This window comes from Lutibacter sp. A64 (assembly GCF_022429565.1).
GTDB lineage: Bacteria > Bacteroidota > Bacteroidia > Flavobacteriales > Flavobacteriaceae > Lutibacter.
Genome location: NZ_CP092487.1, coordinates 3242599 through 3267714 on the forward strand (window position 1 = coordinate 3242599; position 25116 = coordinate 3267714).

14 protein-coding genes are annotated in these 25116 nt (G+C 31.6%); 13 read left to right on the forward strand and 1 reads right to left on the reverse strand.

Annotated features, from left to right (window positions below):
* Positions 1-192 precede the first annotated feature (192 nt).
* A complete protein-coding gene (locus MKD41_RS13310) occupies positions 193-348 on the forward strand; it encodes a helix-turn-helix domain-containing protein (RefSeq protein WP_240245044.1) in 156 nt (51 codons plus the stop codon).
* A gap of 54 nt (positions 349-402) precedes the next feature.
* Here MKD41_RS13310 and MKD41_RS13315 read toward each other — a convergent pair whose 3' ends face one another.
* Positions 403-2217 carry an arylsulfatase gene (locus tag MKD41_RS13315; protein ID WP_240242787.1) on the reverse strand — a complete coding sequence of 605 codons (1815 nt, stop codon included), beginning with the start codon at positions 2215-2217 and terminating at the stop codon, positions 403-405.
* 330 nt (positions 2218-2547) lie between these two features.
* On the opposite strand from MKD41_RS13315, the gene MKD41_RS13320 reads away from it, so the two are divergent.
* The 12 genes from MKD41_RS13320 (at position 2548) to MKD41_RS13375 (ending at position 25109) form a co-directional block, all read left to right on the forward strand.
* Positions 2548-4905, forward strand: coding sequence for a family 20 glycosylhydrolase (locus MKD41_RS13320; protein WP_240242788.1), 2358 nt, complete (start codon positions 2548-2550; stop codon positions 4903-4905).
* A 23-nt stretch (positions 4906-4928) separates the two neighbouring features.
* Positions 4929-6560 carry a beta-N-acetylhexosaminidase gene (locus tag MKD41_RS13325; RefSeq protein ID WP_240242789.1) on the forward strand — a complete coding sequence of 544 codons (1632 nt, stop codon included), beginning with the start codon at positions 4929-4931 and terminating at the stop codon, positions 6558-6560.
* A 630-nt stretch (positions 6561-7190) separates the two neighbouring features.
* Positions 7191-8819: a sulfatase family protein gene (locus tag MKD41_RS13330; protein WP_240242790.1), complete on the forward strand. Its 1629-nt coding sequence runs from the start codon at positions 7191-7193 to the stop codon at positions 8817-8819.
* An 18-nt stretch (positions 8820-8837) separates the two neighbouring features.
* Positions 8838-9890: an alpha-L-fucosidase gene (locus tag MKD41_RS13335; RefSeq protein ID WP_240242791.1), complete on the forward strand. Its 1053-nt coding sequence runs from the start codon at positions 8838-8840 to the stop codon at positions 9888-9890.
* Position 9891: 1 nt separating this feature from the next.
* Positions 9892-11424: a sulfatase-like hydrolase/transferase gene (locus MKD41_RS13340; protein ID WP_240242793.1), complete on the forward strand. Its 1533-nt coding sequence runs from the start codon at positions 9892-9894 to the stop codon at positions 11422-11424.
* 6 nt (positions 11425-11430) lie between these two features.
* Entirely contained in the window at positions 11431-13089 is a 1659-nt protein-coding gene (locus tag MKD41_RS13345; protein WP_240242794.1) for an alpha-L-fucosidase, read from the forward strand.
* Positions 13090-13102: 13 nt separating this feature from the next.
* Positions 13103-14497: a glycoside hydrolase family 30 protein gene (locus MKD41_RS13350; protein WP_240242796.1), complete on the forward strand. Its 1395-nt coding sequence runs from the start codon at positions 13103-13105 to the stop codon at positions 14495-14497.
* A gap of 5 nt (positions 14498-14502) precedes the next feature.
* The gene (locus tag MKD41_RS13355; protein WP_240242798.1) at positions 14503-17127 is read left to right on the forward strand and encodes a beta-glucosidase; all 2625 of its coding nucleotides are present in this window, start codon (positions 14503-14505) and stop codon (positions 17125-17127) included.
* Between the two features lie 23 nt (positions 17128-17150).
* Entirely contained in the window at positions 17151-18743 is a 1593-nt protein-coding gene (locus MKD41_RS13360) for a sulfatase family protein (protein WP_240242799.1), read from the forward strand.
* Positions 18736-21045 carry a glycoside hydrolase family 95 protein gene (locus MKD41_RS13365; protein WP_240242801.1) on the forward strand — a complete coding sequence of 770 codons (2310 nt, stop codon included), beginning with the start codon at positions 18736-18738 and terminating at the stop codon, positions 21043-21045. Before MKD41_RS13360 ends, MKD41_RS13365 begins: the two co-directional genes overlap by 8 nt.
* Before the next feature lie 3 nt (positions 21046-21048).
* Positions 21049-22419: a sulfatase family protein gene (locus MKD41_RS13370; protein WP_240242802.1), complete on the forward strand. Its 1371-nt coding sequence runs from the start codon at positions 21049-21051 to the stop codon at positions 22417-22419.
* Between the two features lie 17 nt (positions 22420-22436).
* The gene (locus tag MKD41_RS13375; protein WP_240242804.1) at positions 22437-25109 is read left to right on the forward strand and encodes a glycoside hydrolase family 3 protein; all 2673 of its coding nucleotides are present in this window, start codon (positions 22437-22439) and stop codon (positions 25107-25109) included.
* The last annotated feature ends 7 nt before the right edge of the window (positions 25110-25116 follow it).

Below are 25116 nucleotides of genomic sequence, written 5' to 3' on the forward strand. Positions count from 1 at the left end.
AATCCGTTATCAAAATAATGGTTTTTTAGATCAAAACGTTCATCAAAAAAGAGTTTTTTTGTTTTTAGAATTAATGGAAAAAAATTTCTTAAATGAAACAAATGCTCTTTTTTATGCAAATGAAATTGGAATTAGTGTAAAGCGTTTAATCAGATTTTAAAAGAAAAATTAAATTTAACCGCAAAACAAGTTATTCAGCAACGGCAAATTACAGAGGCGAAACGAAGGTTGATTAGAGGTGAAAATTCTACTAAAGAACTAGCTTTTCAATTTGGATTTAATTCTATTAGTAGCTTTTCACGATTTTTTAAAAAAGCGGTAGGAGTAAGTCCTTCAGTTTTTAAGTAACAACATACATATTAATTATTGTGAATATTTTTTATTTTAAGTTGTAAAAGGTTGTTAAATTTCTCTAGTAATTTTTATATAATAAGCACCCCAGTCTATTTCTTCTCGATTGGTAAACCAAGCACTCATAGTTGTTTTTCCTTTTGTAAAATTTCCTTTGAAAGTAACGGATTTATCATTTGGTAATACTTCTTTAGTTTCTTTCCAAGCTCCAATTTTAAGCGTACCTTTTGTAAAGTTTTTAGCAATACCTTTACTTATAGCTCCAGTTGAAATAGTTTTTTCTCGTCCGTCTATACCAGAGTTAATAGCTAAATCAGATTCAAAAGGCCATCTACTAATTTCAATTTTATACGCACCGCTTTGTTCAAAAGCTACAATAAACGTTCCTCCATATGGGTTGTGTTTTCCAGATCTAATAAAGTTTTGGTTCCAAGGTATTTTTGAATCACTAATATGTTCGTCGTGGCATGTTATTGTAATGGGGTTTTGTTTATCCGAGCCCACAATAATAACAGGGTATTGGTTGAATTCTTCAGATACGGAGTCCCACCATTCATTGTAGTAACCTCTCATTTTATTTACAACCTCCGGTTGTTCGTTTGCAAGATTTTTGGTTTGTGCTGGATCTGTGGAGATATCATATAGTTCTTTACCGTTAATTAAGCGCATTTTGTTAGACATTACAGCGCTTTTTCTCCATTTTATAGGTTCTTGAAGGCGTTGAGAGTCTGTTATTACATAATCTCTGTTAAGTGTTGCGTTTTTATTAAAAAATAAAGGAGATATATCCGTTCCATCAAGTTTTAAATCTGGTAAATCTAGTTGACATAAAGAAGCTAGCGTAGGTAAAATATCTATATTAGCAGTAAGTGCATCAATATCTAATCCTCCTTCAATTTTTCCATTTGGATAGCGAATAAAAAATGGGACTCTGTGACCGCCATCATATTCACTGTTTTTTGTTCCTTTCATTCCAGCATTAAAGCCATATAGTTTGCCATTAACAGATCTGTAACCAGAGGCTGTGCCATTATCTGTCATAAATATAACGATGGTATTGTCTAGAATATTTAATGCTTTTAATTTCTTTTGTAACTTGGTTAAATTATCATCTATATTGGTAATCATTCCGTAAAAAATCTTTTGAAATTCTGGAATATCTAAATCTTTATATAAGTTGTAATATGACTCTGGAACATTAAATGGGCCATGAGGAGCATTGGTTGAGATGTAGCAAAAGAAAGGTTTGTCTTTAGTTGTTTCAATATAACTTATAGCTTCATCAAACCAAACATCTGTACAATAACCATTGTATTTAGTAGGAACTCCATTTTTAAAATATGTGTCGTCAAAATAATCATTTCCCCAATAATCAGGAGTTTGTCCCACACCACCACCACCATGGTTTACAGTATATTTAAAACCTTTATCTTGTGGTCGAGAAGGGTAGGTGTCGCCCAAGTGCCATTTACCAAACATTCCAGTTTCATATCCATTATCTTTAAAAACCTGAGCTATGGTAACTTCTTTTTCTCGAAGTATAGAAACGCCTCCAATAGTATGCCATACACCTACGCGGTTTGCGTATCTACCAGTTAAAAGTCCTGATCGAGATGGTGCACACGTTGGACCTACATGAAAATCGGTTAATCGTATAGATTCATCATGTAATTTATCCATAGCAGGTGTCTTAATAAGCTTGTTGCCATGAGCGGCAATATCACCATAACCTTGATCGTCTGTAATTACAATTATAACATTAGGCTGTATTTTTCTTTTGTTAAGAATCCTGTTTTTATTCTGAGAAATAGATGGCAGTGTAAAGTATAAAGAGGTAATTATTGCTATTAAAATTCTTTTATTCATTAGGTGCAGTATTAGGACTTTTGGCAATTTTAATATGAATTTTTAATAAAAAAAACATAAATTGGTTTAACAAAGGTGTTTAAAATTATTAAATAATCATATTTTTTTATCAAAAATTTTTAAGCTGTAACTTGTGTAAATCTTTGGTCTATAATTAGATGTTATTGGTCGAAAAATTAGCTATTAACACTAAAAAAAAATTATTTTTATATCAATGGTAAAACCTATTTAAATTGAAGGAAGTTTTTTTAAAACAAAATATACTTTAATATTATTTTGGGTTTTAACTCAAATAAAAGAACCTAATAGACTAAAAATTAACTTAACAAAATGATTAATAATAAAAGAAGTATAAAAAAAAGAATTTTAGAGAGCTTATTGTTTTCGTTAATACTATTTGTTTCGTGTACAAAAAATGAACTTAAAGTAGGAGAAACGTCAGTAATACCTTTACCAGTAGAGTTAACTACTAGTAGTGAAGGTTATTTTGTAATATCAGAAAAAACCACAGTTTCTGTAACTAATAAAGAACAATTAAATATAGTTACTAATTTTTTTAAGAAATTTGAGAAGGTGGCTGGATTTACCCCAGAAATTGGTATAGAAAAAGCTAAAGCAAATATTGTTTTTAGTGTAGATGCAACTTTAGAGGATGAAGCATACGAACTTGTTGTTGAGGAAAATACTATTGCTGTAAAATCGGGTTCTGGAGCTGGTTTTTTCTATGCTATGCAAAGTCTAGGTCAGTTATTACCTGTATCTTTTTATTCAGAAAAAGTACAACCAAATACAGATTGGGGAATTCCTATTGTTACAATTAAAGATAAACCTGCTTTTAAGTGGAGAGGTTATATGTTAGATGTTTCTAGGCATTTTTTTGATAAAGAGCAGATTAAAGATGTAATAGATTTTATGGCAGAAGTAAAATTAAATCGTTTTCATTGGCATTTGTCAGATGATAATGGGTGGCGTATAGAAATTAAACAATACCCAAAATTAACAGAAGTTGGAGCATGGCGTGTAGATTATAATGCTAAAGATGAAAATACTTCAAATTGGTGGGGAAGACCAAGGCAAAAAGAAGGAGAAAAGGCAACCTATGGAGGCTTTTATACGCAAGAGGATATTAAAGAAATTGTAGCTTATGCTAAAGAAAAATATATAGAAATTATTCCAGAAATAGATATGCCAGGACATTCATTGGCAGCTGTTGCTTCATATCCAGAAATTTCATGTTCTGAGGGACCTTTTTATGTGGGAACAGGTGGAGTAGTTAGAAATAACACATACTGCCCGGGTAAAGAAAGTACTTTTGAATTTATTGAAAATGTATTAGGAGAGGTAATGGATTTGTTTCCTTTTGAGTATATGCATATTGGAGGTGACGAATGTAATAAAGAGGCTTGGGCGGTTGATCTAGATTGTCAGAAACGCATGAAAGAAGAAAACCTTAGTGATTTACACGAATTACAAAGTTATTTTATTAAAAGGGTTGAGAAAATAGTGAATGCCCATAATAAAAATATGATTGGCTGGGATGAAATATTAGAAGGTGGCTTGGCGCCAAATGCAACCGTAATGTCTTGGCGTGGTGAAAAAGGGGGGATTGCAGCTGCAAGACATGGAAATGATGTTATTATGACGCCTTCCAAATATTGTTATTTAGATTTAAAACAAGGAGACGATGATTTAGAGCCGAATTTAGGATATGCTTACTCTTTTTTGAAAGATACTTATAACTACAAAATAATTTCAGATAGTTTAACAACTGAACAAGGAAAACACGTTTTAGGAATACAAGGTAATTTGTGGACTGAGTCTATTACCAATTGGAGTCAGTTAACTTATATGACTTTTCCGCGTTTGTATGCAGTTGCAGAAAATGGGTGGACAGCTCAAGAAGCTAAAGATTGGAATGGTTTTACAGAGAGGTTATTAACTCAAATGAAACGATTAGAAGAAAAAGGTGAGCGTTTTGCAACCAGTGCATATAATGTTAGAATAAACCATCAAGGACATAAAGCGGGCTTTATTGATATTTCGCTTAAAACCGAAGTAGATGGACTTGATATTTATTACACATTAGATGGTAGTGAGCCTTCTTTGAATTCAATAAAATACGAAAAGCCATTTGTAATAAAAAACACAACAACCATTAAAGCAACCTCGTTTAAAAAAGATGAACAAATAGGTAATATTTCAGAAAAAAAATTCCCTATTCATAAAGCAATAGGTGCAGAGGTGGTTTTTCATTCTCCATTAATTAAAGAGAAAAAAGCAACGTATGGTTTGGTCGATTTAAACTATGCTAAATTAAATAGAGGAGATAGAAAGTGGAATGAATTTTTGAGCGATTTAGATGTAGATTTAGTGTTTAAAGAACCTAAAGAAATTTCATCTGTAGAAATAACAAGCCTTAGATTTACCAATTCAAGTGTTTATGTTCCAGAATATATAGAAGTTTATGGATCGGTAGATGGAGTTTCGTTTACCAAATTAGCAGAAGTTAAACAACTAGAAAAAAGTCATATTCAAGGTAGAAATAAAGTTAAAACAATAATTAATTTTGATAAAACAGTATTAAAATCAATAAAAATAAAAGCAAAAAGCGTGAATCCAATACCTACTGGACATCGTAGAGAAGGAGGATCTTCAAGAATTTTAATTGATGAACTAGTTGTTTTTTAAACATTATAATAAAAATAGATAAAATGAAACATTTACTTTTAATAACACTGTGCCTAATAATTAATTCCTGTTCAAATAAATATGAAACTGTAGTTAATTCTGAAGAAGATTATTTAATAATACCTAAACCTACATCATTAGAAATTTCTACAGGTAAATTTTTGATAGATTCAAATACAAAAATTATTGGAGAGGAGATATTAGAAAATGAAGGAAATTACCTTTCAAACTTGTTAAGTGAAGTGGCAGGTGTAACTGTTCCTTTTACCAATGAAACAAAAACAAAAGGAAATATTTTATTAAAGCTAGATTCAAATATAACAAATAGTGAAGGGTATGAATTGTCAATTAATTACAATCAAATTACAATAGCAGGTAAAACTACTAAAGGCGTGTTTTATGGTATACAAACTTTAAATCAGCTTATTCCGTTAACTAAAGAAGCTAATAGTGAAGTTTTAATTCCTGCGGCAACTATTACAGATAGTCCAAGATATGCGTATAGAGGAATGCATTTAGATGTAGCGCGTCATTTTTTTCCTGTACAGTTTGTAAAAAAATATATAGACATACTAGCAATGCATAAAATGAATACGTTTCATTGGCATTTAACCGAAGATCAAGGTTGGCGAATTGAAATTAAAAAATATCCAAAGTTAACAGAGGTTGGGAGTATTAGAAAAGAAACAATTGTAGGACATGGTAACACTTGGAAAAAATCAGATGTAAAATATGATGGAACACCTTATGGAGGTTTTTATACACAAGAAGATGTAAAAGAAATTGTTGCATATGCCGCAGAAAGGTATGTAACTGTTATTCCTGAAATTGAACTTCCAGGGCATGCATTGGCTGCAATTGCAGCTTACCCAGAACTGGGAAATACAGGAGAACAATACGAAGTTGGTACTAGGTGGGGTGTTTTTCCAGAAATTTATGCGCCAAGTGAAGAAACTTTTAAATTTTTAGAAAATGTTTTATCAGAAGTTGTTGAATTATTTCCTAGTAAACTAATTCATATTGGTGGAGATGAAGCGCCAAAAACACAATGGGAAAATAGTAAATTAGCTCAAGAGGTAATTAAAAGAGAGGGTTTGAAAAATGAACATGAGTTACAAAGCTATTTTATTAAAAGAATTGAAAAATTTTTAAACTCAAAAGGTCGAAATATTATTGGATGGGATGAAATTTTAGAAGGTGGTTTAGCACCAAATGCAACAGTAATGTCCTGGAGAGGTGAAAAAGGAGGTATAGAAGCAGCAAAAATGCACCATAATGTAATAATGACGCCAACTAAATACTGTTATTTCGATTTTTATCAAACTAAAAATAGAGAAAATGAACCGCTTGCTATTGGTGGTAAAACAACTGTAGAAGATGTCTATAGTTATGAACCTACTCCTAAAGAGTTAACCGAAGAAGAAAGTAAGTATGTTTTGGGGGCTCAAGGAAATGTTTGGTCAGAATATATAAAAACTCCAGAACATGTAGAATATATGATTTTACCTAGATTAACAGCTTTGTCTGAAGTTGTTTGGTCTTCTAAAGATTCTAGAAATTGGGGTGATTTTCAAAAACGCCTAAAAAAAATAGTATTGAAATATGATGAAATGGATTTAAATTATGCAACACATAGTTTAAGTATAGATGAATAATAGATAGAGTACCTAACTCTATTTAAAAAGTAGCTTAAAATTAACCTATTTAAAGTAGTTTAGGCTAATTATAACTCAATATCACAAAATAAATAGGCTATCTAAAAGTTTTATTATTGTTAATTAGAATTAAATTTGGATTAATATTCCGAGATTTTTTAGATAGCCTTATTTAATAGTTAAAAAATAAAAACAGGTAAATTTAGGTTGGCTTTTTTACATTAACTTAAGCTGTTTTAATTTTAATTGTTTATTTTTAAATGTTTTCAAAGCAACTTTATTATAATCCTTCTCTTAGTTGTTTGCTTCAAAATTAATGGCGTGTAAAAAACAAATATTTAAAGTTGCTATAATAGCCGGCAATTATATTTATTTCTTGTTAAGCAAAACTGCCAATAAAGTGGTATTTTAGATGCTAAAATGTAAAATTTAGCAATATTATAACGTTAAAGAAACACAAAGAGGTTAAAAACTTTGCTTTTTTAACCCAACACCTTTTTAAATTTGTTATTAGTCGAATTAATTTTAGTTGGTGTTTTTTTATTCTTTACTTTATAACACTTGTTATAGAATAAAATATAGAGAATACTATAGTTTCTATGCTTGTTAATTGTTGAAAATTAAGGGAAAATGAGATTCTTAAAATATAAAAATAGAGTTATGGTTAAAAACAGGTTAGTTGTATTGTTTTTTTTAATGAGTGTTTTTCTTATTTATAGTTGTAAAAAAAGTGAAAAGGTTAGTGAATCAAGTAGACCAAATATTGTATTTATTATGAGTGATGACCATGCTTATCAAGCAATTAGTGCTTATGGTGAAGGGTTGAATAATACACCTAATATTGACAGAATTGCAACGGAAGGAGCAATTTTTAATAGAGGTTTTGTAACAAACTCTATTTGTGCGCCTAGTAGAGCTGTAATGCTTACTGGAAAACACAGTTTTGTAAATGGCAAGGTAGACAATGTAAGTCCTTTTAACTGGGACCAAGATAATTTTGCTAAATCATTACAAAAGGCGGGTTACCAAACAGCTATGATTGGTAAAATACATTTAGATGGATTGCCTCAAGGTTTCGATTATTCTAATGTGCTTCCTGGACAAGGGAAGTACTATGCTCCAGAATTTATTGAAAATGGCGTAAAAAAAACATATCCAGGTTATGTTACTAAAGTAACAACAGACATTGCTTTAGATTGGTTAGAAAATAAAAGAGATAAAGAAAAACCTTTTTTAATGTTATATCATCAAAAAGCGCCTCATAGAACATGGATGCCAGAAGAAAAGTATTTAACGTTAATGGATGATAAAACTTTTGATCCACCAACCAATTTTTTTGATGATTACGAAGGAAGACCAGCGGCGGCAGCACACGAAATGGGTATATATAAAGATATGGATTTAGTATATGACCTAAAAATGTTAGATAAAGAAGGCGAAATTAAAACAAAGTATAGAGAAGCTTTTCAGAGAAATTATGATAGGATGGATGCCGAGCAAAAAGCTGCTTGGGATGCTTATTACGATCCTATTATTGATGAGTTTAAAGCAAATAAATTAGAAGGTAAAGAATTGGCTCTTTGGAAATACAATAGATATATGCATGATTATTTAAGAACAATACAGTCTGTAGATGATGGTGTTGGTGAAGTTTTAGATTATTTAAAAGCTAATGGACTTGAGGAAAATACAATTGTTGTATATACATCAGATCAAGGGTTTTATTTAGGAGAACACGGTTGGTTTGATAAACGTTTTATGTATGAAGAATCTTTTAGAACCCCAATTTTGGTTAAATATCCAAAAGAAATTAAACCAGGAACAGTGATAAATGAACTAGTACAGAATTTAGATTTTGCACCAACCTTTTTAGATTATGCCGGTGTAGATATTTCAAAAGAAATTCAAGGTGAATCATTTAGAAAATTAGTAAATGGAGAAGTGAGCGAGTGGAGAGATGCTATTTATTATACTTATTATGAGTTTCCTGGAGAACATCATGTTAAACGTCATTATGGAGTAAGAACTGACCGTTATAAATTAATTCATTTTTATTATGATATTGATCAATGGGAATTATACGATTTAGAAAAAGATCCATCAGAAATGAAAAACGTATATAACGATCCAGCGTATGCAAGTGTAAAAGAAGATATGCACAAGCAACTAGAAAAAATGAGAACTCAATATGGAGATAGTGATGAGCTTAATCAAAATAATTTAGACCATTATCTAAAAGCAAAAAATATAAAACACTAATAAAAAAATAGTAATCATATGAAAAATATTAATATAACTTTTTTACTACTTCTACTATTTATTACTGCTGGTTTTGCTCAAGAAAAAATTAATTATTTGGAGGAATCTAAAGAAGATTTTAGTCAAAGAATGCAATGGTTTAACAATGCTAAATACGGCATGTTTATTCATTTTGGCTTGTATAGCCAATTAGGAGGTATTTATAAAGGGAATGATGAAGGTCGTTATGCCGAATGGATACAAGGAAATCAAAATATACCTTCAGAAGAATATGTAAAATTAATCGATACTTGGAATCCAAAAGATTTTAATGCTAATAAAATCGTTAAAATAGCCAAAAAAGCAGGGATGAAATATTTAGTTGTGACCACAAAACACCATGAAGGTTTTTGTTTATGGGATTCTAAATATACCGATTTTGATATTGCAAATACACCAATGAAAGGTCGTGATTTTGTAAAAGAATTAGCAGACGCATGTAAAAAGCATAATATCGTGTTTGGAACCTATTACAGCATTACAGATTGGCATCAAGGTTCTCAATATGTTGAAGAAGGAAAAGGTTGGGGAATGATGAAAATGCACGAAGGTAGAAAAGAAGAATATGTGCAATATTTAAAAAATCAAATAAAAGAATTAATAGAAAATTACGATTCTAACATTATTTGGTTCGATGGTGATTGGGTAGATTGGTGGACTTTAGAAGATGGAAACGATCTGTACCAATATATTAGAGAGTTAAAGCCAAGTATTATTATTAATAATCGAGTTTCAAAAAGAAAAATATTTAAGAAAGATTTTGGAACTCCAGAACAGTTTCACTTAGAAAATAAAGTAGATTATTATTGGGAAGCATGTTATACTATGAACGATTCTTGGGGCTTTAAAATAAAAGATACAGATTGGAAAAGTCCTCAAGAAGTGTATGAGAAATTAAAAGATATCAACGGAAAAGGAGGAAATTTTTTATTAAATATTGGTCCTGATGGTGATGGAAATGTACCAAAAGAATCTGTTAAGATTTTAAAAAAAGTAGGTAAGATGTTAGCTAAAGAAGAAAAACAAAAATAGGATGGTTGCAAAAAAAATAGTTTTAAGTATTGCACTTTTAACATTAGTGATAATAGGTTGTAAAGATGCTAAAACCCAAGGAACACAAATAAAAGAAGAAGTAAATAAGCCAAATATTCTTTTTTTATTTACTGATGACCAAAGAGGTGGAACTATAGGAGCGATGGATAAATACGATGTGAAAACGCCTAATATGGATCAATTGGTTGAAAATGGAACATCTTTTACAAACTCATATATTTTAGGAGCAACAAGTGCAGCGGTATGTTCGCCAAGTAGAGCTATGCTTATGACCGGGCGCCATTATTTTAATATAGAACCTAATGTATATGCGCAATTTGCATTTAATAAAGAAGATAGAGGTAAAAGCGATAAATTAACCTTTCCAGAATATTTTAAAACAAAAGGTTACGAAACTTTTGCTACAGGAAAACAACATAACGGTGAAATTTGGTTAGAACGAGGTTTCAGTCAAATTAAATCGGCTTTTTTAGGTGGAATGACTACGCATTATGGTACAAAAGTAAAAGATTATACACCAGAAACAGGTTGGTCTGCACCATATAAAAATACCGAAAAATTTAGTAGTGAAGTTTTTGCTGATGCTGCAGTTGGATTTTTAAATAGTTATAAAAAAGAAGACCCATTTTTAATGTATGTTGCATTTACAGCACCACACGATCCGCGTACACCACCAAAGGAAGATAAGGATATGTATCCTGAAGAAGGTATTGTATTGCCAGAGAATTTTATGTCAGAACATCCATTTGAAATTGCTGATGATAGAATAAGAGATGAAATGTTAGCTCCTTTTCCAAGAACAAAAACAAGACTTCAAAAAGAAATTTCAGATTACTATGCTATGATAACAGCTACGGATGTTCAAATTGGTAGAATATTACAAGCTTTAGAAACTTCAGGAAAAGCAGATAATACCATTATTGTTTTTGCTGGAGATAATGGTTTGGCTTTGGGACAACATGGCTTATTAGGTAAACAAAGTGTGTATGAACATAGTGTGAGTGTACCATTAATTTTTGTTGGACCAAATATTCCTAAAAATCAAAAAACAGATGCTTTGGCGTATTTACACGATGTTTTTCCAACCTTATGTGGTTTAACAGGATTTGAAATTCCAAAATCGGTTGAAACAGAAGATTTAACACCGGTACTTAAAGGGAATAAAAAAGAAGTAAGAAATAGTATGATGTATGCCTATAATTCTTGGCCAGGTGATCTTTTAAATAAAAATAGAAAACACAACCCTGGCGGAGGACATAGAGCTGTTAGAAAAGGAGATTTTAAATTAATAGTAAGTGCAAAACACGATGTCTTTACATATCAATTATTTAATTTATCTAAAGATCCGTGGGAACTAAATAATTTAATTGAAGATAAAATTTTTAAATCTGTAAAAGATGATTTAATGAAAGAGTTACAAAAATTAATGGATGAAGCTGGAGACCCAGCAGATTTGTCTAAAAATGAATTCGGACTTTTTGATAATCCGGAAGATTATAACTTTAAAAAATGATAATTAATGGGTTTTAGGTTTTCATTTAAATATAATTTTAAAACGAGTCTTCAAAAAACGGTTGTTACTAATCTGTTTTTTGTTGGCTTATTTTTTCTATTAAATACAAGCACAATTATAGCGCAAGAAAATCAATTTTCTTGGAATGAACTTGCAGAACAATACGAATGTCCAGAGTGGTTTAGAGATGCTAAGTTTGGTATTTGGTTTCATTGGGGACCACAAAGTGTACCTGAACAAGGTGGTGGTTGGTATGCTCGCCACATGTATATGAAAGATGTGGGGCGTCAAAAATTTGGTAAAATGGCAAACGCATACCATCTTCAAACGTATGGACATCCTTCAGAATTTGGTTTTAAAGATGTAATTAACGAGTGGAAAGCTGAAAAGTTTGATGCAGCAGCCTTAATTAAATTTTCAAAGAAAAACGGAGCTAAATATATTGTGGCCTTAGCAAATCATCACGATCATTTCGATTTATTTGATTCGTCTTTTCATTCTTGGAATTCTGTAAATGTAGGTCCCAAAAAAGACATTATAGGTGAGTTTGAAAAAGCAACACGTAATGCAGGTTTAAAATTTGGAGTTACTAGTCATGACGATCGTTTTTTAAATTGGTGGTTACCTGCTTTTGGAGCAGATACTAAAGGTGAAAAAGTAGGTGTGCCATATGATGGACGTTTAACAAAAGAAGATGGTAAAGGTCTTTGGTGGGAAGGTCTAGATCCAGCAGATCTTTACGGTCCAGTACCAGAAAATAGAACACCAGAGGTATTAGAAGCTATAAAGAAAAATTGGCAAGAACGCCATATTGAATTGGTAAATAAATACAATCCAGATTTATTGTATAATGATGGGTTTAGCTTTACTTATGGAAAATATGGTAAAGAAGTAGCTCGTACCTTATACAATAATAATTACAATAAAAATGGATCAATACAAGCAGTAATGCTTTTAAAAAGAACTGAAAAAGGTACAGTTAACGAAGTAGAGTCAGGAGGAAGTAACACACTTAGAGCCGAGCCTTGGCAATCTGAAATAACATTTACCGATTGGTTTTATAAAAAAGACCGCCATTTAACACATAATTCGCGTACCATTTTAGAAATGCTTATTGAAGCCGTTAGTAAAAATGGAAACTTACTTTTAAATATTGAATTAAATCCAGATGGTACAATTCCACCAGAACAAAAAGTAATTATTGATGTTGTTGGAGATTGGTTAGCTATTAATGGAGAAGCCATTTATAAAACGAGACCATGGAAAGTTTATGGAGATGGTAAAAGTATTCGTGGTGAAAATGAAGTTTTACAAAATGGAGAGATTAGAAATGCAGGAGATGATATTGCCGAAAAAACAAAAAAAGGAGAACATTACAATCAAAGAACTACTGCTTCTGCTGAATTTGCTTCGGATGAGGTTAGATTTACAACAAAAGGAGGTGATTTTTATATCATTGTAATGAACCCTAAAAAAGGTGATTTTAAAATTCCAACATTGGGTTTAAATGTTGCTATGAACCCTGGGAAACTTAAAAAATTAACAAGATTAGACACAAATAAAAAAGTGAAATTTAATCAAAAAAAAGAATCTACAACTATAACCATTCCAGCAATAAATGGTAAAAGTTATCCAATAGTTTTAAAAGCAAAATTTGTAAAGTAAATAGATGAAAAATATGAAGAAATTAGTTTTTGTACTTGTCGTTTTTTTTGCAATTACTCAATCTGTAAACGCTCAAAACAATACAAAGGTATATTATGTTAAGCTTGTTGAAGGTGAAATAATTAAACCAAATCCTATAGAAGAAATAGTTGGAGAGTCAACAAAATCTGGTATTTCAGTTCGTATCTATCCAGATATTACGTTTCAAACTATAGAAGGTGTTGGAGGTGCTTTTAACGAAATTGGAGGAGAAGCATTAATGTCGTTAAGTGAAGAACAACGAAATGACATAATGAAAAATTTATTTGATAAAAATGTTTCAAATTTTTCTGTTTGTAGAACAGCTATTGGTTCAAGTGATTTTGGAATAGATGCTTATAGTTATAGCGAAGTACCTAACGATTTTAAAATGAGAAAATTCTCTATAGAAAGAGAAAAAACAAGTGTTATTCCATATATTCAAATGGCTTACAAATACAATCCAGATATGGAAATATTTGCATCACCTTGGAGCCCTCCAGGATGGATGAAAGAGTCAGGGCTTATGGATAGAGGTAAAGAATTTCCAGCTAAAAATGTTTTAAAAAATGATCCTAAAATTTATAAAGCATACGCATTATATTTTTCTAAATATGTAGCCGCTTATGCTAATGAAGGCATAAAAATAGATAGAATAGTGGTGCAAAACGAACAAGATATTAATACAAATTATCCTTCTTGTAATATACCTCCAAAACAAATGGGTGAATTTGTTATTAATTATTTACGTCCTCAGTTTAAAAAAGATAATACACCTTCAGAAATTTGGGCAGGTACTTTTAGAACAGCAAAACAGCTTGATGGTTTAGAATTTGTTCTCAATAAAACTTGGAGAGAGGCAGTTGATGGTATTGGTATACAGTATACAAGTTCTATGCAAATAGAAAATATGCGTGCAGTTTATCCAGAAATTAAATTATTACATACTGAAGGAATTTGTTATGGAGGAAAAAATAGTATTAAAGAAGCATTTTCTAGGTTTAATGAAATAGCTTCTTACATAAACCATGGAGCTCCGAATTTTTGTTATTGGAATATGATTTTAAATGAAACATCTTCTAGTGGTTGGGGTTGGAAACAAAATAGTTTAATAAAAATAGATCGTAAAAATAAAAAAGTAACCTACAATCCAGATTATGCAGTTATGGCGTTGTTTGGACAGTTTATGCGCTCAGGAATGAAAAGAGTTGCTTCGGCTTCTTGGTACGGAGATACAATTACAGTAGCAGATGATAAAAATGTATATCTATTTATTAAAAATGATTCCGATAAATCAAAAACGTTTGATGTATGGTTAAAAGATAATCAAGCTAAAATAGTAGATATTCCTGCTCAAACAGTAGCTGTAGTAGAAGTAAATTATAAGTAAAAACTATGAATCGAAATATAAAAAAAATTAAAAGTTTTAGAATAAAAACACCTACAATATTTGTAATGGTTTTTTTATTATTGATCTCTTTTAAGGCTCTTTCTCAAGAAGTATTACCTTATTTAGATACCTCATTAACTTTTGATGTAAGAGTAAACGATCTTGTAGAAAGAATGACTTTAGAAGAAAAAGTAGGACAGATGATGAATGATGCACCTGCAATTCCAAGGCTTAATATTCCAGCCTATGAATATTGGAACGAGTGTTTACATGGTGTAGCTCGGGCAGGTAAAGCAACTGTTTTTCCACAAGCTATAGGTTTAGCAGCAACTTGGGATACAGATTTAATTTATAAATCTGCACTTGTAATTTCAGATGAAGCACGTGCAAAACATCACGAAGCTTTACGAAATAATTCATTTAAAAGATATGAGGGCTTAACGTATTGGACTCCAAATGTAAATATATTTCGAGACCCGCGTTGGGGACGTGGTCAAGAAACTTATGGGGAAGACCCATATTTAACATCTCGAATGGGTGTTAATTTTGTAAAAGGAATGCAAGGTGATGATCCTAAATACTTGAAATTAGTTGCAACTCCTAAGCATTTTGCAGTACATAGTGGTCCTGAACCAGAAAGACATTTTTTTGACGCTACAACAACTGAGCGCGATTTATATGATACTTATTTACCAGCTTTTGAGGCTACTATTGTTGAAGGTAAAGCCTATTCTATAATGGCTGCTTATAATAGATATATGGGAAAACCTTGCTGTGCAAGTCATCAGTTATTAGATAAAATATTAAGAAAAGATTGGGGTTTTAAAGGATATGTAGTTTCAGATTGTAATGCAATTAGAGATATACACGATTATCATAATTATGTAGATTCTAAAGAAACAGCAGCAGCTGTGGCTGTTAAAGCCGGTTGCGATTTAAACTGCGGTTCTCGTTATAAGTACTTAATAAATGCTGTTGCAATTGGCGATATTACTGAAGATGAAATTGATGTTTCTTTGAAAAGAATTTTAAAAGCACGTTTTAAATTAGGGATGTTCGATCCTGAAGAAATGGTTCCTTATGCAAGTATACCAATGAGTGTGGTAAGTTCTAAAAAGCATAGGGATTTAGCCTTGGAAACAGCTCAAAAATCAATTGTTTTGTTAAAGAATGAGCAAAGTGTTTTACCATTAAAAAAAGATATAAAATCTATTGCAGTTATTGGTCCTAATGCTAATAATTTAGAAGTGCTTTTAGGAAATTATAACGGATTTCCATCACAGTATTATACTCCTTTAGAGGGTATAAAAAATAAAGTTTCTGAAAAAACAAAAATTTATTACGAAGCTGGTTCCGAATTAATTTCCAAAGAAGCTGCAATGTCTTTAATTCCAGCAGAGTTTTTAAGCTTCAAAAATAAAAAAGGGTTGCAAGCTAAGTATTATAACAGTCACAATTTATCTGAAACACCTATACTTACAAGAGTAGAAGAAGGTATTAACTCTAACTGGAATTCTAATCCTATTAAAGGCTTAAATGAAGAAAAATTTGCAGTAGTATATACAGGAGATATTAAAGTAAATACTTCAGGAGATTATACTTTGGGTATGCAAAGTTATAAAGGTTATAAATTATTAATTGATGGAGAATTAATAGTTGATAATACAAAAGATTTAAAAAGAAGAATTGTAAAAAATAAAATATTTTTAGAGCAAGGGAAAAAATATAAAGTTTCAATACAATATTTTCATGAAGGATATCCAGCAAAGTTAAAATTGCTATGGAGTTCGCCTGATAAAACGTCTTATGAAAAAGCTATAGCATTGGCGAACAAATCTGATGTTGTTGTTTTTGTTGGTGGAATTTCACCAGGAGTAGAGGGGGAACAAATGCCTGTAAATTCTAAAGGTTTTGATGGAGGGGATAAAACTAATATTGAGTTACCCGAAATTCAAAAAGAATTATTAAAAGCATTACACGCTACAGGAACACCAGTGGTTTTAGTATTGCTTAATGGTAGTGCATTGGCTGTTAATTGGGAAGATGAAAATTTACCAGCTATAGTAGAAGCTTGGTATCCTGGTGAACTTGGAGGTGCAGCTATTGCCGATGTTTTATTTGGAGATTACAATCCGTCAGGTAGACTTCCAGTTACATTTTATAAAACTGTAAAAGATTTATCACCTTTTGTAAATTATAGTATGAAAGGTAGAACCTATAGATATTTTGAAGGAGAAGCATTGTATCCATTTGGTTACGGATTAAGCTATACGTCATTTAATTATAAAAATATTAGAGTGTCTAAACCTAAAATTAATACTTCTGAGTTTGTTGAGGTAAGTGCAACAATAAGTAATACGGGTAGTTTAAAAGGAGACGAAGTAGTACAATTATATATTACAGATAAAGAAAGTTCTGTGGTGCGTCCGTTAAAAAGTCTTCGTGGTATTAAACGTATTTCTCTTGAACCAGGACAATCAACAGAAGTTAAATTTACAGTTAATACAGAAGATCTTTCATTTTATGATATTACAAAGCAAGAAAAAGTTGTGGAACCTGGAATTTTTGAAATAGGAATTGGAGCATCATCAAAAGAAATGATTAAAACATCATTTGAAGTTGTAGAGTAATTTAAAATATAAATAGATAAGTAATGAGCAAAAAAATTAAATGGATTTTTCCTCTAGCAATTGTTTTTATAAGCTTTATTAGCTGCAAAGAAACTAAAAAAACAGAAGCTGAAACCATAGCAGAACGACCTAATATTTTATACATAATGTCCGATGATCATACCTCGCAAGCTTGGGGTGTTTATGGTGGAATTTTAAAAGATTATGTACATACACCAAATATTTCACGTTTGGCAGATGAAGGAGTTGTTTTAGACAATTGTTTGGTTTCTAATTCTATTTGTTCACCAAGTAGAGCTACTATTCTTACAGGGCAGTATAGTCATATTAATGGAGTTAAAATTTTAGCTGGTGGTTTACCTCCAAAACATCCTACAATTGCAGGAGTTTTACAACGAGGTGGTTACCAAACAGCAATTATTGGAAAATGGCATTTAAAGCAAGAGCCTACAGAAGAGTTTGATTATTATAGCGTTTTACCAGGGCAAGGACGTTACTGGAATCCAATATTAAAAACCAAAGAAAATTGGGAAGATTATATGGGAGGTGGAAAAGAATATGAAGGATTTAGTACAGATGTTATTGCTGATAAAACTATTGACTGGATAGAAAATAGAGATACTTCAAAACCTTTTATGATGATGTGCCATTTTAAAGCAACTCATGAACCTTTTGATTATCCAGAACGCTTTAGTCACTTATACAGAGATGAAGATATTCCTGTGCCGAGTACATTTTACGATCAAGGAGCTGAAACTACAGGGAGGTCTTTTAAAGGACAATCTGTAGATAATTTAAAGAAAAGATATTTAAGAGCTTCAGAAGATCCAGATAATGTGCCAGGATATATGCAATATCCAGAATTGCCATTTTCGGTTGATGGTTTAACAAATGATGAAGCACGTTATAAAACATATCAAAAATATGTGAAAGATTTTATGCGTTGTGGAGCTGCAATAGATGATAATATTGGAAAATTATTAGATTACCTTGAAGCATCTGGTCTAGCAGAAAATACAATAGTAATTTATACTGCAGATCAAGGCTACTTTTTAGGTGAGCACGGTTTTTTTGATAAACGATTAATTTATGAAGAATCTATTCATATGCCGTTTGTTATTAGGTATCCAAAAGAATTACCTGCCGGAACACGTAATACAGATCTTATAGAAAATGTAGATTTTTCAGCTTTATTTGCTGATTATGCCGGACTTGAATATCCAGAAACAATGCAAGGTCATAGTTTTAGAGAAAATTTAAAGGGAAATACTCCAAAAGATTGGCGTAAATATGCTTACTACCGTTATTGGGATCATTCAATAGATCGTCCTGGGCATTTTGGTATTAGAGGTGAGCGGTACAAATTAGCTTTTTATTACGGGAATGGACTTAAAGAAAATGGTTTTACTAAAGAAAATCAGCCTAAAAAGTTTTGGGATTTCTTTGATTTAGAAAAAGATCCTCAAGAAACTCGTAATGCTTATAATGACCCAGAATATCAAGAAATTATAAAAGAAATGAAAGCAGAAATATTAAAGCAAAGAGAAGCTTTAGGTGATACAGATTCTGATAATTCAGAAATACACGAAATTATAAAAGCACACTGGAATGATTAAAATTTTCAACTTTTTTAAATTCGTTATAACGTGTAGTATATGTGTTTTTATAACAAAAGTACAAGCTCAAGACACATTTAAATTATCTTATAACAAACCTGCAGAATTATGGACCGAAGCATTACCAATAGGTAATGGTAGTTTAGGAGCTATGATTTTTGGAGGCGTAACAGAAGAACATATTCAATTTAATGAAGAAACACTGTGGGCGGGTAAACCTCATGATTATTCACATAAAGGAGCGAGTAATTATTTAGCAGAAATAAGACAATTACTAACTGAGGGGAAACAATTAGAGGCTCAAAAACTAGCTCAAAAAGAGTTTATGAGTGAACCTTTAAAGCAAGTTCCTTATCAACCATTTGGAGATTTATACATTGCTTTTAAAAACCATAACAATTACTCTAATTACAAAAGAGAATTAGATATTGAACAAGCAATAAGTAAAGTTTCTTATACTGTAAATGGTGTAACTTATAAAAGAGAAGTTTTTTCAAGTTTTCCAAATCAAGTTATAGCGGTTAATTTAACTTCAAGTAAATCAAAAGCATTAAATTTCGATTTATGGTTAGATGCACTTCACGAAGATAAATTAGTGAAAACTAATGGAGATTCGCAAACTTTAGAAGTTCAAGTTAAAGATGGAGCTTTAAGAGGTGTTGCTACTTTAAAAGTATATACAAACGGTACTATTGAAACTGTAAACGGAAAGCTTCAAATTACAAACGCATCTAAAGCAACTATTTATTTAACAGCTGCTACAAACTATATTAACTTTAATGATGTTTCTGGAAATCCTAATAAAATTTCAGAAGAAATTTTAGCGAATGTTTCATCAAAAATATATAAAAAAGTTAAAAAAGAGCATATAAAAGATTACCAATCGCTATACAATCGGTTTAAATTAGATTTTGGTAACAATGGAAAATCTGCAAATACAACCGATAAAAGAATCTATGATTTTTGGAAAGAACCTAATGATCCACAATTAGTTTCATTGTATGTGCAATATGCACGTTATTTAATGATTTCAAGTAGTCGTCCAGGAACTAAACCACCAACACTTCAAGGACTTTGGAATAATAAAATGAATCCGCCATGGTTTAGTAGTTATACCACCAATATTAATTTAGAAATGAATTATTGGCCAGTAGAGGTTGCAAATTTAAGTGAATGCCATGAACCTTTGTTTAGTTTTATTGAAGATCTTTCAAAAACAGGGAAAAAAGTAGCTAAAGAACATTATAATGCAGCAGGTTGGATAGCACATCATAATATAGATATTTGGAGAGGTGCTGCTCCAGTAAACGCATCACACCACGGTATTTGGCAAGGTGCTGCAGGTTGGCTAAGTTCTCATATTTGGGAACATTACTTGTTTACGCAAAACAAGTCCTTTTTAAAAGAGAATTACCATTTAATGAAAGACGCAGCACTGTTTTACTCTCAAGTTTTATACGAAGATCCAAACACAGGATACTTAATAAGTTCACCTTCAAATTCACCAGAAATAGGAGGTTTAGTTGCTGGGCCAACAATGGATCATCAAATTATTAGAGCTTTGTTTAAGAGTATTATTGAGGCTGCTGAAATTTTAGATACCGATCAAGAATTTTCTAAAGAGTTAACGTTAATGCTTCCTAAAATTGCTCCAAATAAAATTGGTAAACATGGACAATTACAAGAGTGGTTAGAAGATAAAGATGATCCAGAAAATCACCACAGACATGTTTCTCATTTATGGGCAGTATATCCTGGAAATGGAATTAATTATGAAGAAACACCAGATTTAATGGAAGCTGCAAAACAATCTTTAGAATATAGAGGAGATAACGGTACAGGTTGGAGTTTGGCCTGGAAAATTAATTTTTGGTCGCGCTTTAGAGATGGAAATAGAGCTTATAAATTATTGCATAGATTGCTAAGTCCTGCAGAACATGAAGAACGAAATGTAGGAGGGGGTTCATATCCAAACCTTTTTGATGCACACCCACCATTTCAAATAGATGGTAATTTTGGAGGTGCTTCAGGAATTTTAGAAATGATATTACAAAGTCATTTAAATAAGATAGAATTATTGCCAGCCTTACCAGATGCGTTATCAGAAGGAAATGTATCGGGTATTGTTGCCAGAGGTGGTTTTGAGTTAGCATTTAAATGGAAAGATTCTAAGTTGCAAGAAGTGGAAATTATCTCTAAAAAAGGACTTCCATGTACTTTAGAATATAATGGAGAGACGATTAAATTTGATACCAAAATAGGAAAAAAATACACATTTAATGGTTCTTTAAATAAAAAGTAAATTATGAAATTAATAGTAAGTATTATAGCTGTTTTTTTGAGTTGTAGTTTAAATGTATTTGGACAAGTAAATCAATCCAAGCCTAATGTAATTATCATTTTTACAGATGATCAAGGTTATCAAGATGTTGGCGTGTTTGGTTCGCCCTTAATTAAAACTCCAAACTTAGATAAAATGGCATCCGAAGGTATAAAGTTTACCGATTTTTATGCAGCTTCTTCAGTATGCTCGCCTTCACGTGCAGCATTATTAACAGGTTCTTATCCACCCAGAGTTGGTGTGCCAAAAGTGTTGTGGCCAAATTTACCGGGAGGTTTAAATAACCAAGAGCTTACTATTGCCGATATGCTAAAAACAAAAGGCTATAAAACTGCGTGTATTGGAAAATGGCATCTTGGAGATGAAGCTCAATATTTACCAACAGCACAAGGTTTCGATTCTTATTATGGAATTCCATTTAGTAACGATATGTCTGTTAACCCAAGTTCAAAAGTTTCAAAAGATATTGTTTTTAGAGAAGGAATGTCAATCGACAGTCTTCGTGAAAAAAAATGGCGCGGAAAAAGGGTGCCTTTAATGAGGCAGGATGAAGTTATAGAATATCCAGTGGATCAAACAACATTAACACAAAGATATACAAAAGAAGCTGTTAATTTTATTAAAGAAAATAAAGATGAACCGTTTTTTTTATATGTAGCGCAAACAATGCCACATGTACCATTGTACGCTTCTTCAAAATTTAAAGGAAAAAGTGCTAGAGGTTTATATGGAGATGTTATTGAAGAAATTGATTGGAGCGTAGGCGAAATTTTAAAAACATTAGAGTCTTTAGGATTAGGCGAAAACACATTGGTGGTTTTCACCTCAGACAACGGTCCTTGGAATTTAGATAATGGAAATGGTGGTAGTGCTTTGCCTTTAAGAGGGCATAAATTTGAAACCTTAGAAGGAGGAATGCGTGTGCCAATGATTGCTCAGTGGAAAGGTAAAATAAAAGCTGGGAGTGTTATTGAAGAGGTCGCTTCAACTATAGATTTATTGCCAACTATTGCTTATTTAACAGATGCAGAACTTTCTGAAAAACCAATTGATGGTAAAAATATTTGGACATTGCTTTCTGGAGATGAAAAGGCAAAATCACCACATAGTAAAAGCGGATTTTATTATTATAAAGAAAATACGCTAGAGGCTGTAAGACAAGGTGATTGGAAATTACGTATTACTAAAGATTGTGTAGCATTGTATAATCTTAAAGATGATATTTCTGAAAATAATAATGTAGCGGCAGCACATCCTAAAATTGTGAAAAAACTACAAAAAATGATGAAAAAATTTGATGCAGATTTAAAAGAAAACCAGCACAAGTATAACTAGAAGAAATAATAAATAGTATGAGAAGTAGTTTAAAAATTGGAATTTTAGGGCTATTTATAGTAAGTACACTTGCATTTACTACTAAAAAAGACCCACCATATAAAAACCCTAAATTACCAGTAGCTGAACGTGTAAATGATTTGCTTGGTAGAATGACTTTAGAAGAGAAATTCTGGCAAATGTTTATGATTCCGGGTGATTTAAACATAGGAAAAGATAAGTTAAAACATGGTATTTTTGGTTTTCAAATTTCTTCAAAAGGATTAAATGATAATGCAGCTGAGCAAATTATGGACTATGGTTCTACTGGAACAGCTGCTAATATGGCTAGAGAAATTAATGAGCTTCAAAAATATTTTTTAGAAGAAACACGTTTAGGTATTCCTATCATTCCTTTTAATGAGGCTTTGCATGGTTTAGCACGTGATGGAGCAACAATATTTCCTCAAGCAATCGCTTTAGCTTCAACGTGGGATACAGATTTAGTTAGTGAAGTAGCTGGTGCTATAACAAAAGAAACCAGTACAAGAGGTATTCGTCAAATATTATCTCCGGTATTAAATATTGCGCGTGATGTACGTTGGGGTCGTGTTGAAGAAACCTATGGAGAAGATCCTTATTTAACAACTCAAATGGGAATTTCATTTATTAGTCAATTCGAAAAAGCAGGTGTAATTACTACGCCTAAACATTTTGTGGCTAATGTAGGTGCAGGTGGTAGAGATAGTTACCCAATTAGTTTTAACGAACGCTTGTTAGAAGAAATTTATTTTCCTGCATTTAAAGCTGTTTTTCAAAAAGCAGGTGCACGTTCGGTAATGACATCTTATAACTCTTTAGATGGAACCCCTTGTACATCTAACGAATGGTTATTGCGCACTAAACTTAAAGAGGAATGGGGCTTTAATGGCTTTGTAATTTCTGATGCTGGTGCAACAGGTGGTGCAAATGTTTTGCATTTTACAGCAGCCAATTATGCCGAAGCAACAGAAGATGCTGTTGAAGCAGGGTTAGATGTTATGTTTCAAACCAACTACAATCATTACCCTTTATTTTGGGAGGCTTATAAAAATGGAATGGTTGATATTAAAGCTATTGATGAAGCTGTAAGCAGAATTTTAACGGCTAAATTTGAATTAGGATTATTTGAAAATCCATATGTTGACGCAAAAGAAGCAGCAATTTGGAACGGACATAAAACACACCGTGACTTGGCTAAAAAAGCAGCTTCTAAAGCAATGGTTTTATTAAAAAATGAAAATAAAATTTTGCCTATAGATGCATCAGTTAATAAAATTGCGCTTATTGGTTATGATGTGAAAAAGGTGAGATTGGGAGGTTATAGTGGACCAGGTAACAATCTTGTATCTATGTATAAAGGTGTTTCAAATAAAATTGGAGAAGAGCGTATTGTATATGCTCCAGGTGTTCCACTAAAAGAAGAAAAATACAGCCCGGTTGCATCAACTTATTTATCGACAATTGCTGAAGGTAAAAAAGTTGAAGGATTAAAAGCTGATTATTTTGATAATATAAAATTAAGCGGACAACCAAAAGTTGGACGAGTAGATAAGCAAATTAAATTTGGTTGGACACTTTTTTCACCACATGAAGATTTAGCTTATGATTGGTTTTCTGTACGATGGACAGGAAAATTAAAAGCCCCAAAAACAGGAAAATTTAATATTGGTATTGAAGGTAATGACGGTTACCGTATGTATTTAGATGGTAAACTGATTATTGATAATTGGCAAAAACAATCGTACACTACTATTTTAAAAGAATTTTCTTTTGAAGAAGGCAAAGAATACGATATTAAAATTGAGTTTTTTGAGTCCGCAGGAAATGCAAAATTCAAACTAGTTTGGGATGCTTTTATTGAAAATAATTGGGAACAACAAATAGCCGAAGCTGTAGAAAAAGTAAAAAAAAGTGATGTAGCAGTTGTTTTTGCAGGTATTCACGAAGGAGAATTTCAAGATAGAGCTTTGTTAGCATTACCAGGGCACCAAGAGGCGCTTATTAAAGCAGTTGCAAAAACAGGAAAACCAACTGTAGTTGTTTTAATTGGTGGAAGTGCTATTACTATGGCAAACTGGATAAACGATGTTGATGGTATAATTATGGCGTGGTATGCTGGTGAAAATGGAGGAAATGGTTTTGCTGATATTCTTTTTGGAGATGAAAATCCAGCAGGTCGTTTACCAATAACTTTTCCTGTAGATGAAGCACAATGTCCATTGTATTATAACAATAAACCAACAGGTAGAGGTGATAATTATCACAACTTAACTGGGCAACCATTATTTCCGTTTGGTTATGGATTAAGTTATACTTCTTTTGAATATTCTAATTTAGAATTTAGTAAAAATACTATTGCAGCAAATGAAACAGTACAGATAACGTGTACCATTAAAAATAAAGGGGATGTTGCTGGTGACGAGGTGGTACAATTATATATCCGTGATGAGTTAGCGTCTGTTTCACGTCCAATAAAAGAACTAAAAGGTTTTAAACGTATAAATTTAAAAGTTGGGGAATCTAAAAAAGTAACTTTTGAATTAGGCCCTGAAGAATTATCGATGTTAGATAAAGATTTAAAAAGATTGGTTGAGGCTGGTGATTTTAGAATTATGATCGGAGCTTCATCAAAAGATATCCGTTTAAGAAAAATTTTAACTGTAAAATAAAGAGGAG

Bases quoted from the DNA above. Each gene is read 5' to 3' on its own strand.
- MKD41_RS13330 (WP_240242790.1), top strand. From the start codon at position 7,191: ATGAGATTCTTAAAATATAAAAATAGAGTTATGGTTAAAAACAGGTTA.
- MKD41_RS13355 (WP_240242798.1), top strand. From the start codon at position 14,503: ATGAATCGAAATATAAAAAAAATTAAAAGTTTTAGAATAAAAACACCT.
- MKD41_RS13370 (WP_240242802.1), top strand. From the start codon at position 21,049: ATGAAATTAATAGTAAGTATTATAGCTGTTTTTTTGAGTTGTAGTTTA.
- MKD41_RS13375 (WP_240242804.1), top strand. From the start codon at position 22,437: ATGAGAAGTAGTTTAAAAATTGGAATTTTAGGGCTATTTATAGTAAGT.
- MKD41_RS13325 (WP_240242789.1), top strand. From the start codon at position 4,929: ATGAAACATTTACTTTTAATAACACTGTGCCTAATAATTAATTCCTGT.
- MKD41_RS13360 (WP_240242799.1), top strand. From the start codon at position 17,151: ATGAGCAAAAAAATTAAATGGATTTTTCCTCTAGCAATTGTTTTTATA.
- MKD41_RS13350 (WP_240242796.1), top strand. From the start codon at position 13,103: ATGAAGAAATTAGTTTTTGTACTTGTCGTTTTTTTTGCAATTACTCAA.
- MKD41_RS13320 (WP_240242788.1), top strand. From the start codon at position 2,548: ATGATTAATAATAAAAGAAGTATAAAAAAAAGAATTTTAGAGAGCTTA.
- MKD41_RS13315 (WP_240242787.1), bottom strand. From the start codon at position 2,217: ATGAATAAAAGAATTTTAATAGCAATAATTACCTCTTTATACTTTACA.
- MKD41_RS13335 (WP_240242791.1), top strand. From the start codon at position 8,838: ATGAAAAATATTAATATAACTTTTTTACTACTTCTACTATTTATTACT.
- MKD41_RS13340 (WP_240242793.1), top strand. From the start codon at position 9,892: ATGGTTGCAAAAAAAATAGTTTTAAGTATTGCACTTTTAACATTAGTG.
- MKD41_RS13345 (WP_240242794.1), top strand. From the start codon at position 11,431: ATGGGTTTTAGGTTTTCATTTAAATATAATTTTAAAACGAGTCTTCAA.
- MKD41_RS13365 (WP_240242801.1), top strand. From the start codon at position 18,736: ATGATTAAAATTTTCAACTTTTTTAAATTCGTTATAACGTGTAGTATA.